15 protein-coding genes are annotated in these 15063 nt (G+C 71.2%); 5 read left to right on the plus strand and 10 right to left on the minus strand.

Features of this window, described 5'->3' with window-relative positions; genetic code table 11:
* Positions 1-34: 34 nt before the first annotated feature.
* The gene (locus tag IEZ27_RS31665; RefSeq protein ID WP_189650578.1) at positions 35-694 is read left to right on the plus strand and encodes a DoxX family protein; all 660 of its coding nucleotides are present in this window, start codon (positions 35-37) and stop codon (positions 692-694) included.
* Here the strand turns inward: IEZ27_RS31665 and IEZ27_RS31670 are convergent.
* The 8 genes from IEZ27_RS31670 to IEZ27_RS31705 all read right to left on the minus strand — a co-directional run bounded on the left by IEZ27_RS31670 (position 680) and on the right by IEZ27_RS31705 (position 8015).
* The gene (locus IEZ27_RS31670) at positions 680-1594 is read right to left on the minus strand and encodes a DMT family transporter (protein ID WP_189650579.1); all 915 of its coding nucleotides are present in this window, start codon (positions 1592-1594) and stop codon (positions 680-682) included. The genes IEZ27_RS31665 and IEZ27_RS31670 overlap by 15 nt on opposite strands.
* Positions 1595-1665: 71 nt before the next feature.
* A complete protein-coding gene (gene sthA / locus IEZ27_RS31675; RefSeq protein ID WP_189650580.1) occupies positions 1666-3069 on the minus strand; it encodes a Si-specific NAD(P)(+) transhydrogenase in 1404 nt (467 codons plus the stop codon).
* Between the two features lie 76 nt (positions 3070-3145).
* Entirely contained in the window at positions 3146-3991 is an 846-nt protein-coding gene (locus IEZ27_RS31680) for a 5-oxoprolinase subunit C family protein (protein WP_189650581.1), read from the minus strand.
* Positions 3988-4599, minus strand: a complete 612-nt coding sequence (locus tag IEZ27_RS31685) for a 5-oxoprolinase subunit B family protein (protein ID WP_189650582.1) — start codon at positions 4597-4599, stop codon at positions 3988-3990. The genes IEZ27_RS31680 and IEZ27_RS31685 overlap by 4 nt, the downstream gene beginning before the upstream one ends.
* A complete protein-coding gene (locus IEZ27_RS31690) occupies positions 4596-5351 on the minus strand; it encodes a LamB/YcsF family protein (protein WP_189650583.1) in 756 nt (251 codons plus the stop codon). The genes IEZ27_RS31685 and IEZ27_RS31690 overlap by 4 nt, the downstream gene beginning before the upstream one ends.
* Positions 5352-5367: 16 nt before the next feature.
* Positions 5368-6144, minus strand: coding sequence for a thioesterase family protein (locus IEZ27_RS31695; RefSeq protein WP_125639782.1), 777 nt, complete (start codon positions 6142-6144; stop codon positions 5368-5370).
* A gap of 14 nt (positions 6145-6158) precedes the next feature.
* A complete protein-coding gene (locus IEZ27_RS31700; RefSeq protein ID WP_229824532.1) occupies positions 6159-7649 on the minus strand; it encodes a hypothetical protein in 1491 nt (496 codons plus the stop codon).
* A gap of 141 nt (positions 7650-7790) precedes the next feature.
* Positions 7791-8015, minus strand: a complete 225-nt coding sequence (locus IEZ27_RS31705) for a hypothetical protein (protein WP_125639785.1) — start codon at positions 8013-8015, stop codon at positions 7791-7793.
* A gap of 141 nt (positions 8016-8156) precedes the next feature.
* Here IEZ27_RS31705 and IEZ27_RS31710 point away from each other — a divergent pair, with 141 nt between their 5' ends.
* From IEZ27_RS31710 to IEZ27_RS31720, 3 genes are all read left to right on the plus strand, one after another.
* Positions 8157-8729 carry an HhH-GPD-type base excision DNA repair protein gene (locus IEZ27_RS31710; protein ID WP_189650584.1) on the plus strand — a complete coding sequence of 191 codons (573 nt, stop codon included), beginning with the start codon at positions 8157-8159 and terminating at the stop codon, positions 8727-8729.
* A gap of 206 nt (positions 8730-8935) precedes the next feature.
* Positions 8936-11026 (plus strand): SpoIIE family protein phosphatase, encoded by a 2091-nt coding sequence (locus tag IEZ27_RS31715; RefSeq protein WP_189650585.1) that lies wholly within the window; start codon positions 8936-8938, stop codon positions 11024-11026.
* A 242-nt stretch (positions 11027-11268) separates the two neighbouring features.
* Entirely contained in the window at positions 11269-12927 is a 1659-nt protein-coding gene (locus IEZ27_RS31720; RefSeq protein ID WP_189650586.1) for an RNA polymerase sigma factor, read from the plus strand.
* 62 nt (positions 12928-12989) lie between these two features.
* Here the strand turns inward: IEZ27_RS31720 and IEZ27_RS31725 are convergent, their stop codons facing one another.
* On the minus strand, positions 12990-13751 hold the full coding sequence (locus IEZ27_RS31725; RefSeq protein WP_189650587.1) for a YaaA family protein: 762 nt from the start codon (positions 13749-13751) through the stop codon (positions 12990-12992).
* A gap of 60 nt (positions 13752-13811) precedes the next feature.
* Between IEZ27_RS31725 and IEZ27_RS31730 the strand changes: the two genes are divergently transcribed.
* Complete coding sequence (locus IEZ27_RS31730) at positions 13812-14510, plus strand: GNAT family N-acetyltransferase (protein ID WP_189650588.1); 699 nt, start codon at positions 13812-13814, stop codon at positions 14508-14510.
* Positions 14511-14638: 128 nt separating this feature from the next.
* Here the strand turns inward: IEZ27_RS31730 and IEZ27_RS54230 are convergent, their stop codons facing one another.
* Positions 14639-14869, minus strand: a complete 231-nt coding sequence (locus IEZ27_RS54230; protein ID WP_125639804.1) for a DUF7455 domain-containing protein — start codon at positions 14867-14869, stop codon at positions 14639-14641.
* Positions 14870-15063: the final 194 nt, after the last annotated feature.

The following is a 15063-nucleotide window of genomic DNA, read 5'->3' on the forward strand; positions in this document are numbered from 1 at the left end:
GTGTGCCATGTCCCGCTCCGGGCAGACAAGTACCGTGAAACAGGGCCTTCGTGATATCGCCGCTTTAGTCGCCCGCGTCGGCGTGGGCGGCATCTTCTTCGCCAACGGCTGGACCAAGCTTGAAGACGGTCTCACGGCCACCGGCGCGAAGTTCCTCCAGCAGGGGGCGCCCGCCCCCGGCGCGTGGGCCACGGTCACCATGCTCACCGAGCTGATCGGCGGCGCGCTGCTGATCGCCGGGCTCGCGGTCTCCGCCACCGGGCTGATCCTGTTCGCCGAGGCGCTGGCGGTCTTCGTGGTGGCCCCGCCGCTCAATCCCATCAGCCTGAACGAGCTGATCCTCCTCGGCACGGCCTCCATCCTGCTCGCCGTCGTGGGCGCGGGACGGTTGTCGGTCGACCACATGGTCGTGATCCGCAGGAGGGAGACCGAGGCGGCCAACGAGTTCGCCGCCGACGCCGAGGCCGACCGCGTCATCGCCTCGCTGCGCGACTCCGACGAACCCGCGCCCGAGCCCGCGAAGGACGCCGTGTCACCGGGGGAGGACACCGCGCCGCACCCCCGGCCGCGCGCCGAGCCCGTCAAGAAGCCCGCGGCCGAGGAGCCCGCTCCGGCGCCGGTCGCCGGGGACACGCTGGTGGCGGGCCGCAAGAAGCCCGCGCCGCGCGGCCGGCGTCCCTCAGCGGAGGGCTGAGCGGGCGGGCACGCGCAACGCGCCCTGCGTGAGCGCGATGGCCAGCAGGATGACGAGCGCGCCCACCGGCTGGTTCCAGCTGATCGTCTCGTCGAGCACCAGCACGCCGGAGACCACCGCGAACACCGGCAGCAAATACGTCACCGTCGAGGTCGTCGTCACGCCCGCCCTGGCCTGCACCCAGTACAGCAGCAGGTAGGCCACGCCCGTGCCGAGGCCGCCGAGCCCCAGCATGCTCCACCAGACCTCGGCGGGCGCCGCGCTGTCCACCAGCGGCACGCCGGCCACCAGCGTGATCACCGCGAGCTGGACCGCGCCGGTCAGGAGCTGGCCCGCGGCCAGCACCACCGGCGGCTCCGAGCGGCGCCCGGTGATGAACCGGCCCATGTACGCCCCTCCGACGCCGTAGCACAGCGCCGCGCCGAAGCAGGCCAGGCTGCCGCCGAGCTGCCCGCCCGCCATGGGCTGCCACACCCCGAGCACGACCATGACGCCCGCGAACCCGAGGCCCAGCCCGGCCGCCCGCGCCGCGGTCGCCCGTTCGGCGCGCAGCAGCAGGGTGAAGGCCAGCGTGCACAGGGGGGTGGTGGCGTTCCAGATGGCGGCGACGACGGAGGAGACGTACTGCTCGCCGTAGGCGAACAGGGTGAAGGGCAGGGTGGTGAGGACGACGGAGGCGATCTGGAAGTGCCCCCACAGCCGCGGGTCGCGGGGGAGCCCCTGGCTGGTGACCGCGAGCGCGAGCAGCAGGGTGACCGCCCCGACCGCCATGCGGCCGAACGACACCTGCAACGGGTGCAGCGCCCCCACCGCGATCTTGATGAAGAAGAAACTGTTGCCCCAGATGGCGGCCAGCAGCAGGAACGCCGGCAGCCACCTCCCCGCGGCCTTGCTCTGCACTCGACGCCTCCTGTAGATGAACCAGCGAGAGCGTAGCGAGTGGAACCGACAGAAAGTGTTTCGAAACGGACTCACATGTCAGCGGTGAGCCGGGCCACCACACGCATCTTGTTCATCGCGTCCAGCGCCGCCACCTTGTACGACTCGGCCAGCGTCGGATAGTTGAACACCGCGTTGACCAGATAGTCGATGGTCCCGCCGCAGCCCATCAGGGTCTGGCCGATGTGCACCAGCTCGGTCGCGCCCGTGCCGAACACGTGCACGCCGAGCAGCCGCCGGTCCTCCGAGGAGACCAGCAGCTTGAGCATCCCGTACGAGTCGCCGATGATCTGCCCCCTCGCCAGCTCCCGGTAGCGCGAGACGCCCACCTCGAACGGGATCCTGTCGCGGGTCAGCTCGTCCTCCGACTTCCCGACGAAGCTGATCTCGGGGATGGTGTAGATCCCGATCGGCGGCAGCTCCCGCAGCTCCTCGACGGGCTCGCCGCAGGCGTGCTGGGCGGCCACCCTGCCCTGCTCCATCGAGGTGGCGGCCAGGGCGGGGAAGCCGATCACGTCGCCGACCGCGTAGATGTGCGGCACGGCCGTGGCGTAGTGGGCGTCCACCCGGATCCTGCCGCGGTCGTCGGCGGCCAGCCCGGCGGCCTCCAGATTCAGCTCGGCCGTCTTGCCCTGCCGGCCCGCCGAGTACATGACGCAGTCGGCGGGGATCTTCTTGCCGCTCTCCAGCAGGGTCAGCGCGCCGCGCGGACGGCGTTCGACGGCGGCGACGTGCTCGCCGAAGCGGAACGTCACCGCCAGGTCGCGCAGGTGGTACTTGAGGGCCTCCACGATCTCCAGGTCGCAGAACTCCAGCATGCGCTCGCGCCGTTCGACCACGGTCACCTTGGTGCCGAGCGCGGCGAACATGGAGGCGTACTCGATGCCGATGACCCCGGCGCCGACGACGACCATGGTCTCGGGCACGCGGTCGAGACGCAGGATCGCGTCGGAGTCGATGACCGTGCGCTCGTCGAACTCCACGCTGTCGGGACGGGCGGGGGAGGTGCCGGTCGCGATCACGATCTTGTCGGCGGTGACCTTGCGCTCCTCGTCGCCGCTGATCCCGATGGTGTGCGGGTCGAGGAAGCGGCCGGTGCCCGGCAGGACGGTGACGTGGTTGCGGCCGAGCTGGCTGCGGATCACCTGGATCTCGCGGCCGATCACGTGCTGGGTGCGCATCCCGAGGTCGGCGACGGTGATCTCGTCCTTGACGCGGTAGCTGGCGCCGTACAGCTCGCGCTGGTTGAGGCCGGTGAGGTAGAGGACCGCCTCGCGCAGCGTCTTGGAGGGGATCGTGCCGGTGTTGATGCAGACGCCGCCGATCATGTTCCGCTTCTCGACGACGGCGACGCGCCGGCCCAGCTTCGCCGCCGCGATGGCGGCCTTCTGCCCGCCGGGACCGGAGCCGAGCACCAACACGTCGAAGTCCGCCACATCGCCCAGTGTGAGCGCGCGGGGCCGGTGACGGAAGGGCCACAGCCCAGACAGCGCGTACGACGTCCGGATTCCGTCAGGTCCGGCGCCGGCGGGCGGGCCGCGTACTGAAGCGCACCTCGTCGCCCGGCCGGAGCTGCGCCGCGACCGGCAGGTCGGCCTCGCGTACCACCGCGATCACGGGATAGCCCCCCGTGGGCGGGTGGTCGGCGAGGAACACGATCGGCTGCCCGCTCGGCGGCACCTGCACCGCCCCGGTGACCATCCCCTCGCTCGGCAGCTCGCCCTTCCTGGCCCGTGCCAGCTCGGGCCCGCCCAGCCGCACCCCGACGCGGTTGCTGTCCTGGCTCACCACGTACGGCCCCCCGCACAGCGCCTCCAGCGCCCCCGGCGCGAACCAGTCGTCCCGCGGCCCTGCCAGCACCCGCAGCACGGCGGGCCCCGGCCCCGGCGGCGGCGCCAGATCGACCGAGATCTCCTCGACGGCCGCCCCGCCCACCGGCAGCAGCGTCCCGGCCCGCAGCGGCTCGGGGCCGAGGCCCGACAGCGAGTCGGTGGACCGGCTGCCCAGCACCGGCTCGACCGCGATCCCGCCCCGCACCGCCACGTACGTCCGCAGACCCCACTCCGGCGCCCCCAGCCGCAGCTCGCCGCCGGGCGGCACCCAGAACGGCACCCCCATGCGCGCCGCCGCCGGCGCCCCGGCCAGCGCCACCCACGCGCCGCCGTGGAAGCGCAGCCGCGCCATGCCGAACGTCACCTCGACGCCCGCCGCGTCCTCGCGGTTGCCCACCAGCCGGTTGGCCAGCCGCAGGCTGCGCGCGTCGGCCGCCCCCGACCTCGGCACCCCCAGATGGGCCAGGCCGGGCCGCCCGAGATCCTGGACGGTCGCGTAGGGACCGGGCGCGATCACCTCGATCATGCGCGTTCGAACCGCACGCGCGTCCCGGGCCTGAACGGCGACGGCGGATCGGCCGACACGTCCCACACCCGCGCCGGTGTACGGCCCAGCAGCCGCCACCCGCCCGGCGAGGCGGTGGGGTAGACCGCCGAGTACGGCCCCGCGACCGCCACCGACCCGGCCGGCACCGACGTGCGCGGCGTGTCCAGCCGGGGCACCTCCAGCACCGGGTCGAGCCCGGTCAGATAGGCGAATCCCGGCGCGAACCCCAGCCATCCGACCACCAGCTCGCGCCCGGTGTGCCGGGCGACCACCTCCTCGGCCGGGATCCCGGCCAGCGCCGCCACGGAATCGAGATCGGCCCCGTCATAGACGACGGGAATCGTCACCACCGGCCCGGCCGGGACGTCCCCGGCGTCCCCGCCGGTCCGTACGGCCACGGCCGCCAGCCGGGCCCGCAACCGCTCCCGATCGGCGCCCGGCGCCACCACGAGCACGGTCTCGGGACCCGGCACGATCTCCACGACCCCTTCGGGCCGATCCGCGCGAAGCGCCGCGTCGAGCCGGTGAGAGGCCGCGAGCGACCCGGTCTCCACGAGCAGCGCGTGCTCTCCCGCCGTACGGATCACGCGAACGCCTGGAGGACCACTCCGGCCGCCAGCAGGTCGTTGCGTACGGCACGGGCCAGTCCGACGGCGTCAGGCGTGTCTCCGTGGACGCACAGCGAACGGGCGGAAACAGACACCCGGCTGCCGTCCACGGCCGTCACAGAGCCTTCCAGGGCCATCCCGCGGGCCCGCGCCGTCACCGCCGCCACGTCGTGGATCACCGCCCCCGCCTCCCGCCGCGGCACCAGCGCCCCCGCCGCCGTGTACGCCCGGTCGGCGAACGCCTCGCTCACCGTCGGTACGCCCGCGGCCGCGGCCACCTCGTGCACCGCCGAGACCGGCAGCGTCAGCACGGGCAGCGCGGGATCGTAGTCGGCGACGGCGTCGATCAGGGCCGTCGCCTGCTCTTTGTCGCGGCAGACGCGGTTGTACAGGGCGCCGTGGGGCTTGACGTAGGAGACCCGGCCGCCCATCGCCCTGGCGATGCCGTCGACGGCCGCGAGCTGGTAGAGCACCTCGGCGCACAGCTCCTCGGGCTCGACGTCCATCTCCCTGCGGCCGAAGTGGGCCAGGTCGCGGTAGGACACCTGCGCCCCGATCGACACGCCGCGGTCGACGGCCGCAGCGCACGTGCGTCTGATCGTCACGGGGTCGCCCGCGTGGAAGCCGCAGGCCACGTTGGCGCTGGTGACGATGTCCAGCAGCGCGAGGTCGTCGCCGAGCCGCCAGATGCCGAAACCCTCACCGAGGTCCGCGTTGAGGTCGATCACCATCCCACCATCATGGCGGTTAGGGCTCCCTCGGCGCGACGAACAACGTCTGAGTCGCCGTACCGACCTCGCCGAGTTCGTCGTACAGGGTGGACCGGGTCAGGCCGCGGCCGGAGGGGCCGATCGCGGTGGCCGCGTCCATGCAGATCCACTCGCCCGCGGGCGTGCGGAACAACGAGATCGTCAGGTCGACGTTGACGAACACGTGGGTGGCGAAGTCGACGGCGGGGCTCACGCCGTTGCCGCTGTCGGCGAACACGGCCAGCCGCTCGACCGGGGTGATCTCCTCGCCCTCCACCAGCGGCACGGTCAGCCTGCCCCACACCGTGGCGGGGCCCGTACGCATCGGGGCGCCGCTGACGTACCGCCAGTCGAGCGCCCTGCCGTAGCCGAAGCCCGAGAGCAGCCACGAGGCGGCGTGCTCGGACGAGGGCGGCGGCACGGGCGCGGGCGGCGCGGGCGCCGGCGTGGCGGGGGTGTCCGCCTCGCGGATGCGCCACGCGGTGGCCCTGGCGTACTCGCGCCCGCCGGACAGGACGGACGCCGACAGGCACTGCACGCGCTTGCCGTCGCGGACGACGCCGGTGACGACCTCCAGCTCGGCCACGGGGACCGGGGAGAACACGTCGACCGCCAGCCTGGACAGCTCCAGCCCCGGCCGCGGCGCGGTCGCGGCCAGCTCGTGGACGATCAGGGCGGTCACCGGGCCCATGTGCTGGGTACGCGGGTCCCAAGGGCCCTGGGTGTGCTCGGAGGCCAGGTAGCGGCCCAGGGCCAGACGGCGGTACATCGACATGACGGCGGTCGCCTCTAGATCTCGTCGGGGATGTCGGCGATGTCGTCGAGCGCCGCCGCCAGCTCGTCGGGGTCGCCCCCGATGCGCTCGGCGATCTCGATCAGCACGTGGAGCACGTCGTGGCGGTCGTGGCCGAGGTCGAGCAGGCGCTGGGCGGCCTCCCACAACTGCGGCGGGTCGCCGTCCCACAGCCGGGTCGCGATCTCCTCGTGCCAGGCCAGGTGCTCCTGGTCGATCGTGCCGCCGTGGTCGATCTCGAGTAACGTGCGCCGGTCGGCCTCGTCGGCCGGGTTGAGCCTGTCGAGGTCGATCCCGTTGTGCACCCCTTGCAGGAACGGGAACGCGAACACCCGCCTGGCCAGCGCCGACAGGTCGCCGTCCGGCAGCAGCCGCTCCAGCAGCGGCCGGTCGAGCCCGAACGACGTCGGGTCGCGGTAGGCCTCGGGGAACTTGCCCGTGGCCTCCCACACCGCGTCGAGCGTGGCCTTGAGCCCCTGCTCGGGCAGGCCCGTACGGCGCGCGGCGAAGCGCACCCACGCCGACAGCACGTGCGGCATCGCCTCCTGCTCGGCCACGCTCAGCATCACCTTGCGCGGCAGCCAGTCGAGCAGGAACGTCTCGCTCTTGGTCGGGCTGATCCGCAGCGGCCGGTTGAAGTCGCGCTCGCAGCCGTAGTCGATGATGTGGTCGGCGCAGCGCGAGGCGGCCGACGGGTCCGACAGGTGCTCGGCCGCGTCGGAGGCCAGGAACTCCGCGGCCAGCATGGCCCGCCGCTCGCGGCTGTAGGGCGCCTCGATGTGCAGCGGCGCCGGACGCTTGCGGCCCGGCGGCAGCGCCTTGAGCCGGGCGCGGGCGAAGGCGTGGTAGGCGCTGTAGCTGTCGCTCACCGGCGGCGGCGTCTTGGGCTCCCTGGTGGCCTTCATGGCCGACTCCAGCAGCGCCCTGGCCTGCTCGGGCTGGATCTCCTCGAACAGCAGCATCGGGTTCCCGGCCGCCTCGGCCCTGGCCTGCTCCAGCAGCTTGTCGACGTGCGAGGAGACCCAGGCGTCGCGGGCCATCCCGCTCATGTTGTGGTCGACGACCACGACCAGCGCGTGGCGGTCGCTCGGCGGGGATGCCTCGTTCCAGCGGTAGGCGAACGTGCAGATCACCGTGTCCTGGTCGCCGTAGGCGTCGCGGGAGACGTAGCAGCCGGTGGGTTTGACCGCGCCCACCCGGTCGGCCCAGCCGGGCCTGGCCACGCCGGACTCCATCATCGCCAGCGCCGCCCCCTCGGCCTTGGCGCCCTGGCGGGCGGTGCCCAGGTAGGCCAGGCACACCAGCAGCGTCAGGGAGGCCGGGGTGCCGGCCTTGGCCGCGTAGTCGACCAGGCCCTCCCCGAGGACCTGCTCCACGTCACCGCCCCTGACCCGTCTGCCCCACCAGGCCCCGATCATGTCGGAGACCATCAGCTCCGCGTCGAGAGGGCTGCGCACCGCGAGCAGCTCGCGGGCCGCCTGCACCATCTCCTTGAACACGTCGTCTGGCGGGGTGCTCTCCCGGGGATCTCGTCGGTGTCGGCGCACGCCCTCACTCTCTCGTATTCCAGGCGCAAACGGTGAAGAGAACTCGGCCTGGTGACCCCGATGTTATCGGTGGAACCGCGCTCAGCGGGGACTTCGGGGCGGCGGGGCGGAGTTCACGATGGCGAGCAGGTGCTCGCGGGCGATGCGTTCCACGACCTCCGGCGTCGGCGGGACGCCGAGGTGCTCCGCGCATGCGCACACATCGGCCACGCACCGGTCGATGGTGTCCACGGGTACGGTCAGGAACTCTTCGGCCAGCCGGAGACTGACCGGCTCCCTGAGGAAGCGTGTGGCCAGAGCGAGCATAGTTGTGAGATTCCTCTGGAGACCCGGGAGCAAACCCCCAGGAACGTATGCAGGGTGACTTGCGCTCCCATTTCATCTTTTCTCGGGCTTGTGTCAAGGCTCTGCGACGCCTGTGTTCGCTTCTCGTGCAAAGCTGGTTCCATGCGCATCCAGCTCGCCCAGCGGGACGAGGCAGACGAGCTCCTCGGCCGCAGCCCGCTCGCCCTGCTTGTCGGCATGCTGCTCGACCAGCAGATTCCCATGGAATGGGCGTTCACGGGGCCTTACACCATCTCCGAACGGCTGGGGCACGACCTGACCGCCGAGGAGATCGCCGCCTGCGACCCCGAGGCGTTCGCCGCGCTGCTGGCGCAGAAGCCGGCCGTTCACCGTTATCCCAAGTCGATGGCTGCCCGCGTGCAGCAGCTCGCGGCCTACCTCGTCGAACACTACGACGGGCGGCCGGAGCTCATCTGGAGCGACGCGGCCGACGGGAAAGACTTGGTGAAACGACTGCAGGCCCTTCCGGGATACGGCAAGCAGAAGGCCCAGATCTTTTTGGCATTGCTGGGCAAGCAGCTGGGGGTCCAGCCGTCAGGCTGGCGTGAGGCAGCCGGACTCTACGGCGAGGAGGGGTCATTCCGGTCGGTGGCCGACGTGGTCGACGCCGACAGTCTGGGCCGGGTGCGCGCCGCCAAACAGGAGGCCAAGCGCGCGGCGGCCAAGGGCGAGTAACCTGATCTTGCTGCGCAACGTGGAGCGACTTTGACAGGATGCGTTGACCCTTATGGCGACCGGGCGGCGGCGGGGGCTTCCGTCGGCGCATGCCCATCGCCGATGATGTACTGCAGAATCCGGTCGCCCGGAGCTGCGCTACGCCGATACACAGTTATGGAGATGTGCCGCGTGGGAGACCCTGGCACGCGACGGAGGTGCCGACCATGAGCGCCGAGACCTCCGTTCCCCGTCCCCGGGAGTCGGATGTGGACATCTCAGACTCCGCCCTGTTCAAGGGCATGCTGTCGGAGGCCGAGTTCGCCTTCGCGTTCTTCGACGGCGATGGCCGCGTCCAGCGGGTCAACGACGTGTTCAGCGACGTCGTCAACGTGCCCGCCGAGCGCCTGGTGGGCCGTTCGCCGGTCGAGGTGCTGGCCGCCGACCTGAGCCAGATCATCACCCACGCCGTGCAGGCCGTCATCGAGAGCGACGCGCCGGTCACCGAGGGCCGCGTGCGCGTACGCTCCGCCGAGGGCGACACCCGCCACTGGTCGCTGTCGTTCTCGCCGGTCCACGACGAGGCGGGCGAGCTGCGCGCGATCGCGCTGGTGGGCCTCGACGTGACCGAGAGCAGGCAGACCGAGGAGGCCCTGCGCCGCAGCGAGGAGCGCTACCGCTCGCTGGTCGAGGCGCAGTCCCAGCTCGTCTGGATCACCTCGCCCACCGGCGCCGTCGTCGAGGACGCGCCGCAGTGGCGCGCCATCACCGGCCAGGGCCTGGAGGAGTACCTCGCCAACGGCTGGCTGGAGGTCGTCCACCCCGAGGAGCGCCAGCACACCGAGGAGGCGTGGCGCGACGCGCTGCGCGGCCGCACGATGTTCGAGTGGAACTACCGGGTCCGCACCCGGGCCAGCGGCTACCGCCACTTCGAGGTGCGCGCCGTGCCGATCATCAGGCACGGCAGGGTCGTGGAGTGGGTCGGCGCCAACACCGACGTCACCCCGCAGCGCGAGGCCGAGGAGATGCGCGGCAGGCTGACCGACCAGCTCGGCGCCGCCGCCCTGCGCACCGCCCGCCTCCAGGGCGCCACGGCCATGCTGGCCGAGGCCCTGACGGTCGAGCAGGTGGTGCAGGTCATCATCGACGTCGGCCGTACCGCGCTGGCCGCCGACCGCTCGGCGGTCGCGCTGCTCGACACCGACCGCGCCGCGCTCAAGCTGGTCAACGGCGAGGGCATCCCCGAGGTCTCCGGCGGCGGCGACGAGATCCCGCTGTCCCACTCCAACGTGATGACCATGGCGGTCAACAGCCGCCGGCCGGTCTTCGCCGAGTCGCCCGAGTCGCTGAAGTCGCAGCTCCTGGAGGCCGGCGGCGATGAGGAGATCCTCGCGGGCTTCCTCGCCCACGGCGACGAGCGCGCCTGGGTGGGCCTGCCGCTGCTGGCCGCCGGCCGGGCGCTCGGCGCGCTGCGTTTCTCCTTCACGCGCCCGCAGAAGATCTCCCAGGAGGACGGCGTCTTCCTGGAGGCGCTGGCCGGGCAGTGCGCCCTGGCCGTGGAGCGGGCCACGCTGTTCGAGCGTGAGCACCGCACCGCCGAGACGCTGCAGCGCAGCCTGCTGCCCGACCGCCTGCCCGTGGTCAAGGGCCTGGTGCTGGCCCAGCGTTTCCGTTCGGGCAGCCGTCACGTCCAGGTCGGCGGCGACTGGTACGACGCCTTCGTCCTCCAGGACGGCCGGGTGGCGGCCGTCGTCGGCGACGTCATGGGCAAGGGCGTCAAGGCCGCGGCGGGCATGGGCCGCATCCGCAACGCCATGCGGGCGCTGGCGCTCACCAACCCGCCGCCCGCCGCCGTGCTCACCGGCCTCGACCGGGTCTTCGAGGCCACGGAAGAGGAAGAGCAGGTCACGACGCTGGCGTACATGGTCGTGGAGCCGGTCACCGGCGAGGGCACGCTGGCCATGGCCGGCCACCCGCCACCCGTCCTCGTCTCGCCGCAGGGCACTGCGATCCTGTGCGACGCCGAGCCGGGCACGCCGCTGGGCTGGCCGACCAGCCGCCGGCAGTTCCGGTTCGTGGTGCCGCCCGGCCACACCGCCGTGCTCTACTCCGACGGTCTCGTGGAGAACAGGAAGCGGGGTCTCGACGCCGGTCTCGCAGAGATTTGCAGTGTTGTGACCGAAGCGCCGCCTGAGGTCGTGAGTAGCCCGCACATGTTGCTGGACTTCCTGGTTGACCGGATGTTGTCTGGATATGAACAGGATGATGACGTTACCGCGCTCGCAATTCACGTTCCTCCAGCCACGAAGAGTGACTGAATGAAACAGTCATAACGGTTGCTTTCGGGTATCAGTGCCCCGCTTACGTACGCACTACTGTCTTCGTCGGCCTAGGGTGGAGGACAACCGCCGGGAGGTGGCCGTATGGAGTGCTGGGTCGTGCCACAATGCTGTGTCAGGTCCGTCGCGCTTCGCACGGCCTCACCGATCTCCGAGAGAGGCAACAGCCCCCAGCGGGCATCTGGGTCCATTGTCGCCACGCGTTCGTTCGAGAGGTGTTCGTGTCGCCTGCAAGTTCGACTCGCTCGAAGCCACAAGAGCTGAACGAGCCCGTCATTCAGCGACTGCTCGAGCGTGGGCGCTCGCAGGGTTTCCTCGAGTCTGAGGATGTCCGTCAGGCCTTCGAGGAGGCGGACATCCCCATGTCGCACGCCGCCGCGTTCTTGCGGAACCTCAGCAAAGAGGGCGTGACCGTGGTGGTGACCGCCGCGGATTCGGCTGCGCCGAAGAAGTCTCGTGGTCCAGCAAAGCGCCGCACCGCTGCCCCCGTCAAGACCAAGACGGCAGCGGCCGCCAAAGAGCAGCAGCCCGAGACCGTGACCGCGGTCGTGGGCGCCGCTGAGGCCGAGCCGGCCGCCAAGAAGCCGGCCCCGGCCAAGAAGGCCGCTCCCGCTCCGAAGAAGGCGGCTCCGGCCGCCGCCAAGAAGGCCAAGCCAGAAGTCGCAAGCGCTGGGCCTGCCGAGACCAAGAAGGCACCCGAGGGGCTCAAGGGCTCCGACTCGGAAGACGACGACGATCTCGAGCTCGACGGCGACGTGGAGCTGGAGGACCTCGAGGACATCGAGGTCGAGGACATCGAGACCGACGACGACACCGAGTCCGAGGGTGACTCCGACGACGACACCGACGAGGAGCCCAAGGCCGCCGAGGTCGCAGCCGTCGCCGCCGACAAGACCGAGGACGAGGTCCTCATCCTGTCGGACGACGACGACGACGCCCCGGTCGCCCAGGTGGCCGCCGCCGGCGCCACCGCCGACCCGGTCAAGGACTACCTCAAGCAGATCGGCAAGGTCCCCCTGCTCAACGCCGAGCAGGAGGTCGAGCTGGCCAAGCGCATCGAGGCGGGCCTGTTCGCCGAGGAGCAGCTCGGCGGCGGCGAGACCGAGAGCCTGCCGGTCGACGTCCGGGCCGAGCTCGAATGGATCGCCGAAGACGGCCGCCGTGCCAAGAACCACCTGCTGGAGGCCAACCTCCGGCTCGTGGTCTCGCTGGCCAAGCGCTACACCGGGCGCGGCATGCTGTTCCTCGACCTGATCCAGGAGGGCAACCTCGGCCTGATCAGGGCCGTCGAGAAGTTCGACTACACCAAGGGCTACAAGTTCTCCACGTACGCCACGTGGTGGATCCGGCAGGCGATCACGCGAGCTATGGCCGACCAGGCGCGGACCATCCGCATCCCGGTCCACATGGTCGAAGTGATCAACAAGCTGGCCCGCGTCCAGCGGCAGATGCTGCAGGACCTCGGCCGCGAGCCCACGCCGGAAGAGCTGGCCCGTGAGCTGGACATGACGCCCGAGAAGGTCGTCGAGGTCCAGAAGTACGGCCGCGAGCCCATCTCCCTCCACACCCCGCTGGGCGAGGAGGGCGACAGCGAGTTCGGTGACCTCATCGAGGACTCCGAGGCCATCGTGCCGGCCGACGCCGTCAGCTTCACGCTGCTGCAGGAGCAGCTGCACTCCGTTCTCGACACGTTGTCGGAGCGGGAGGCGGGCGTCGTGTCGATGCGGTTCGGCCTCACCGACGGGCAGCCGAAGACACTCGACGAGATCGGCAAGGTTTACGGGGTCACCCGTGAGCGCATCCGCCAGATCGAGTCCAAGACCATGTCCAAGCTGCGTCACCCGTCCAGGTCCCAGGTCCTGCGCGACTACCTGGACTAGCAGTCAGCTCGTCGATCGCCCCGTCCGGAACCCTCCGGGCGGGGCGATCGCCGTTTCCGCCCTCAGCGTGCGTCGGTGGGGTGTGCGTCGGTGAGGTGAACGTCGAGGATCCAGGGGCGGGCCACGCGGACGGGCTCGATGAGCTCGACCTGGTACCCCAAGTTATCCAGGGCCTTCGCCAGTTCGCCGGGAGTGGAGGGCGCCTCCTCCTGCTGAAAGAGCACGCGGGCGATCTCGCCCCGGGTGGCCTTGGCCATGTGGCTGACGACCTTGCCGTCCCTGAAGACGCGGACCGACACCGACCGGTCGCCTGGCTGCCACGCGCCGGCGTACGTGGACGAGCGCAGGTCCACCACCAGCCCCGGCACCCGGTCCAGCTCCTTGGCCAGGTGGGGACGCCAGTAGGCGGCCAGGCCGCCGAGCGGCGGCAGGCTGACACCCATCGAGAGCCGGTACGGGGGCACCCTGTCGGTGACGCGCAACACGCCCCACAGGCCGGAGAAGATCAGCACGGACTCCTCCGCCCTGGCCCTGGCCGCGTCGTCCAGGGTGTTGAGGGCGAGGTTGTCGTACAGGACGCCGGTGTAGAGCTCGGCGGCGGGCAGGGTGGGGGCGGTCCTCAGCACCGTGTTCTTGGCCGCCTCGCCCGCCAGGCCGGGCGTCAGCCCGAGCACCTGCGGGGCGTCGCGGCGCTTGGAGGCCCGGATCAGCGCGGTCAGGACGCGCCCGCGGGCCCGGCCGAGCTTGGGGAAGGAGAGTTCCCCGAGCGGCGGCCCGCTCCCTTCGGTGGCCTTGCCTTCGGACGGCGGCAGCAGAATCAGCACAACCCCACACCCTAACGGGCCGCTCGGAGGGTGTTCGCGCTGGTCGGCTAGGCTGCGCGGATGAATCTCGACCTGTTGGTGCACGAGGCCTGGCCGGCCTACGAACAGCGTTCCCACGACGGGTGGGTGCTGCGTTCGGCGGGCGGCGTGACCAAACGGGCGAACTCGGTGCTGGCCCTGACCGCCCCCGCCGACCTGGACGCGGCGATCGGCGCCGCCGAGGTGTTCTACGGCGAACGGGGACAACTCTGCGCGTTCTCCATCGGGCCCGGCACCTGGCCCGGCCTGGACGCCGAACTGGCGCGCAGAGGATACGAGCTGGTCGACCCCACGGTCATCATGGCGGGATCGCCGTCGGCCGAGCCGCGCGGCCCGGTCCGGATCGAGGACCGTCCGTGGCCGGAATGGCTGGAGACCTGGTGGTCCGTGGACGGCCGGTACGGCAGCGGCCTGGAGGAGGCCGAACGCATCTGCACCGGCGTTCCCGCCTGGTACGCCGCGGTCGAGGAGGACGGCGTGCCGGTCGCGGTCGGGCGGGTCGTCCCGCAGGGCGAGACGGCCGGGATCTTCTGCATGGCGACGTTGCCGCAGGCCAGGCGGCGCGGGCTGGCGCGTACGGTCCTGCGTGCGCTGACCCGGAGGGCCGGGGCGAAGAGCGCGTACCTGGTCACGACGGAACCCAACCTGGCGGCGCAGGCGTTGTACCGCGCGGAGGGTTTCGAGACCGTCGGCCGCTACCACTACCGCGTGCGCCGGTAGCCGGCCGGGGTCGAACTCAGTCGAACGCAGTCGAACGCAGTCGAACGCAGAACGGCGACCCCGGCGTGGTGGGCCGGGATCGCCGAGCTGGTCGTGCAATATGTGGTTATGTGATCACAACGAACGGGTCAGCGGTCGTCGTTGGGGTTCATCGATGGGGTTTCGCTGAGGCGAGCCGACTCGTCCAGGATGTCGGCGCCCTTTTCGCGCAGCGCTGCGACGTGCTGACGCCCATGGTGAGCGCAGAACAGCAGCTCCCCACCTACAGGCAGGGTCGCGCGAATGTAGGCCTGGGCACCGCAGCGGTCGCAGCGGTCGAGGGCCGTCAGCGGCTTAACGGGGGCGAGAGCTCCAGTCACGTATCGCCTTTCGGGTCACCCCCGCCGAAGCGAGGATCTGGCGTCAGTCACTTGAGACAACATCTAACCGGACGTGGACGTTCCCAACCTCCGCCTCGCTACGCCCAGAGCGGAATGTGTCCGAATGTAATGGTGATCAGCCGGTTGGTAACGGCAAACGTGTCGCCATGGCAAGCTTGTACGCGCGCCTGAGG

The sequence above is a fragment of the Nonomuraea spiralis genome (assembly GCF_014648435.1).
Taxonomy (GTDB): Bacteria; Actinomycetota; Actinomycetes; order Streptosporangiales; family Streptosporangiaceae; genus Nonomuraea; species Nonomuraea spiralis.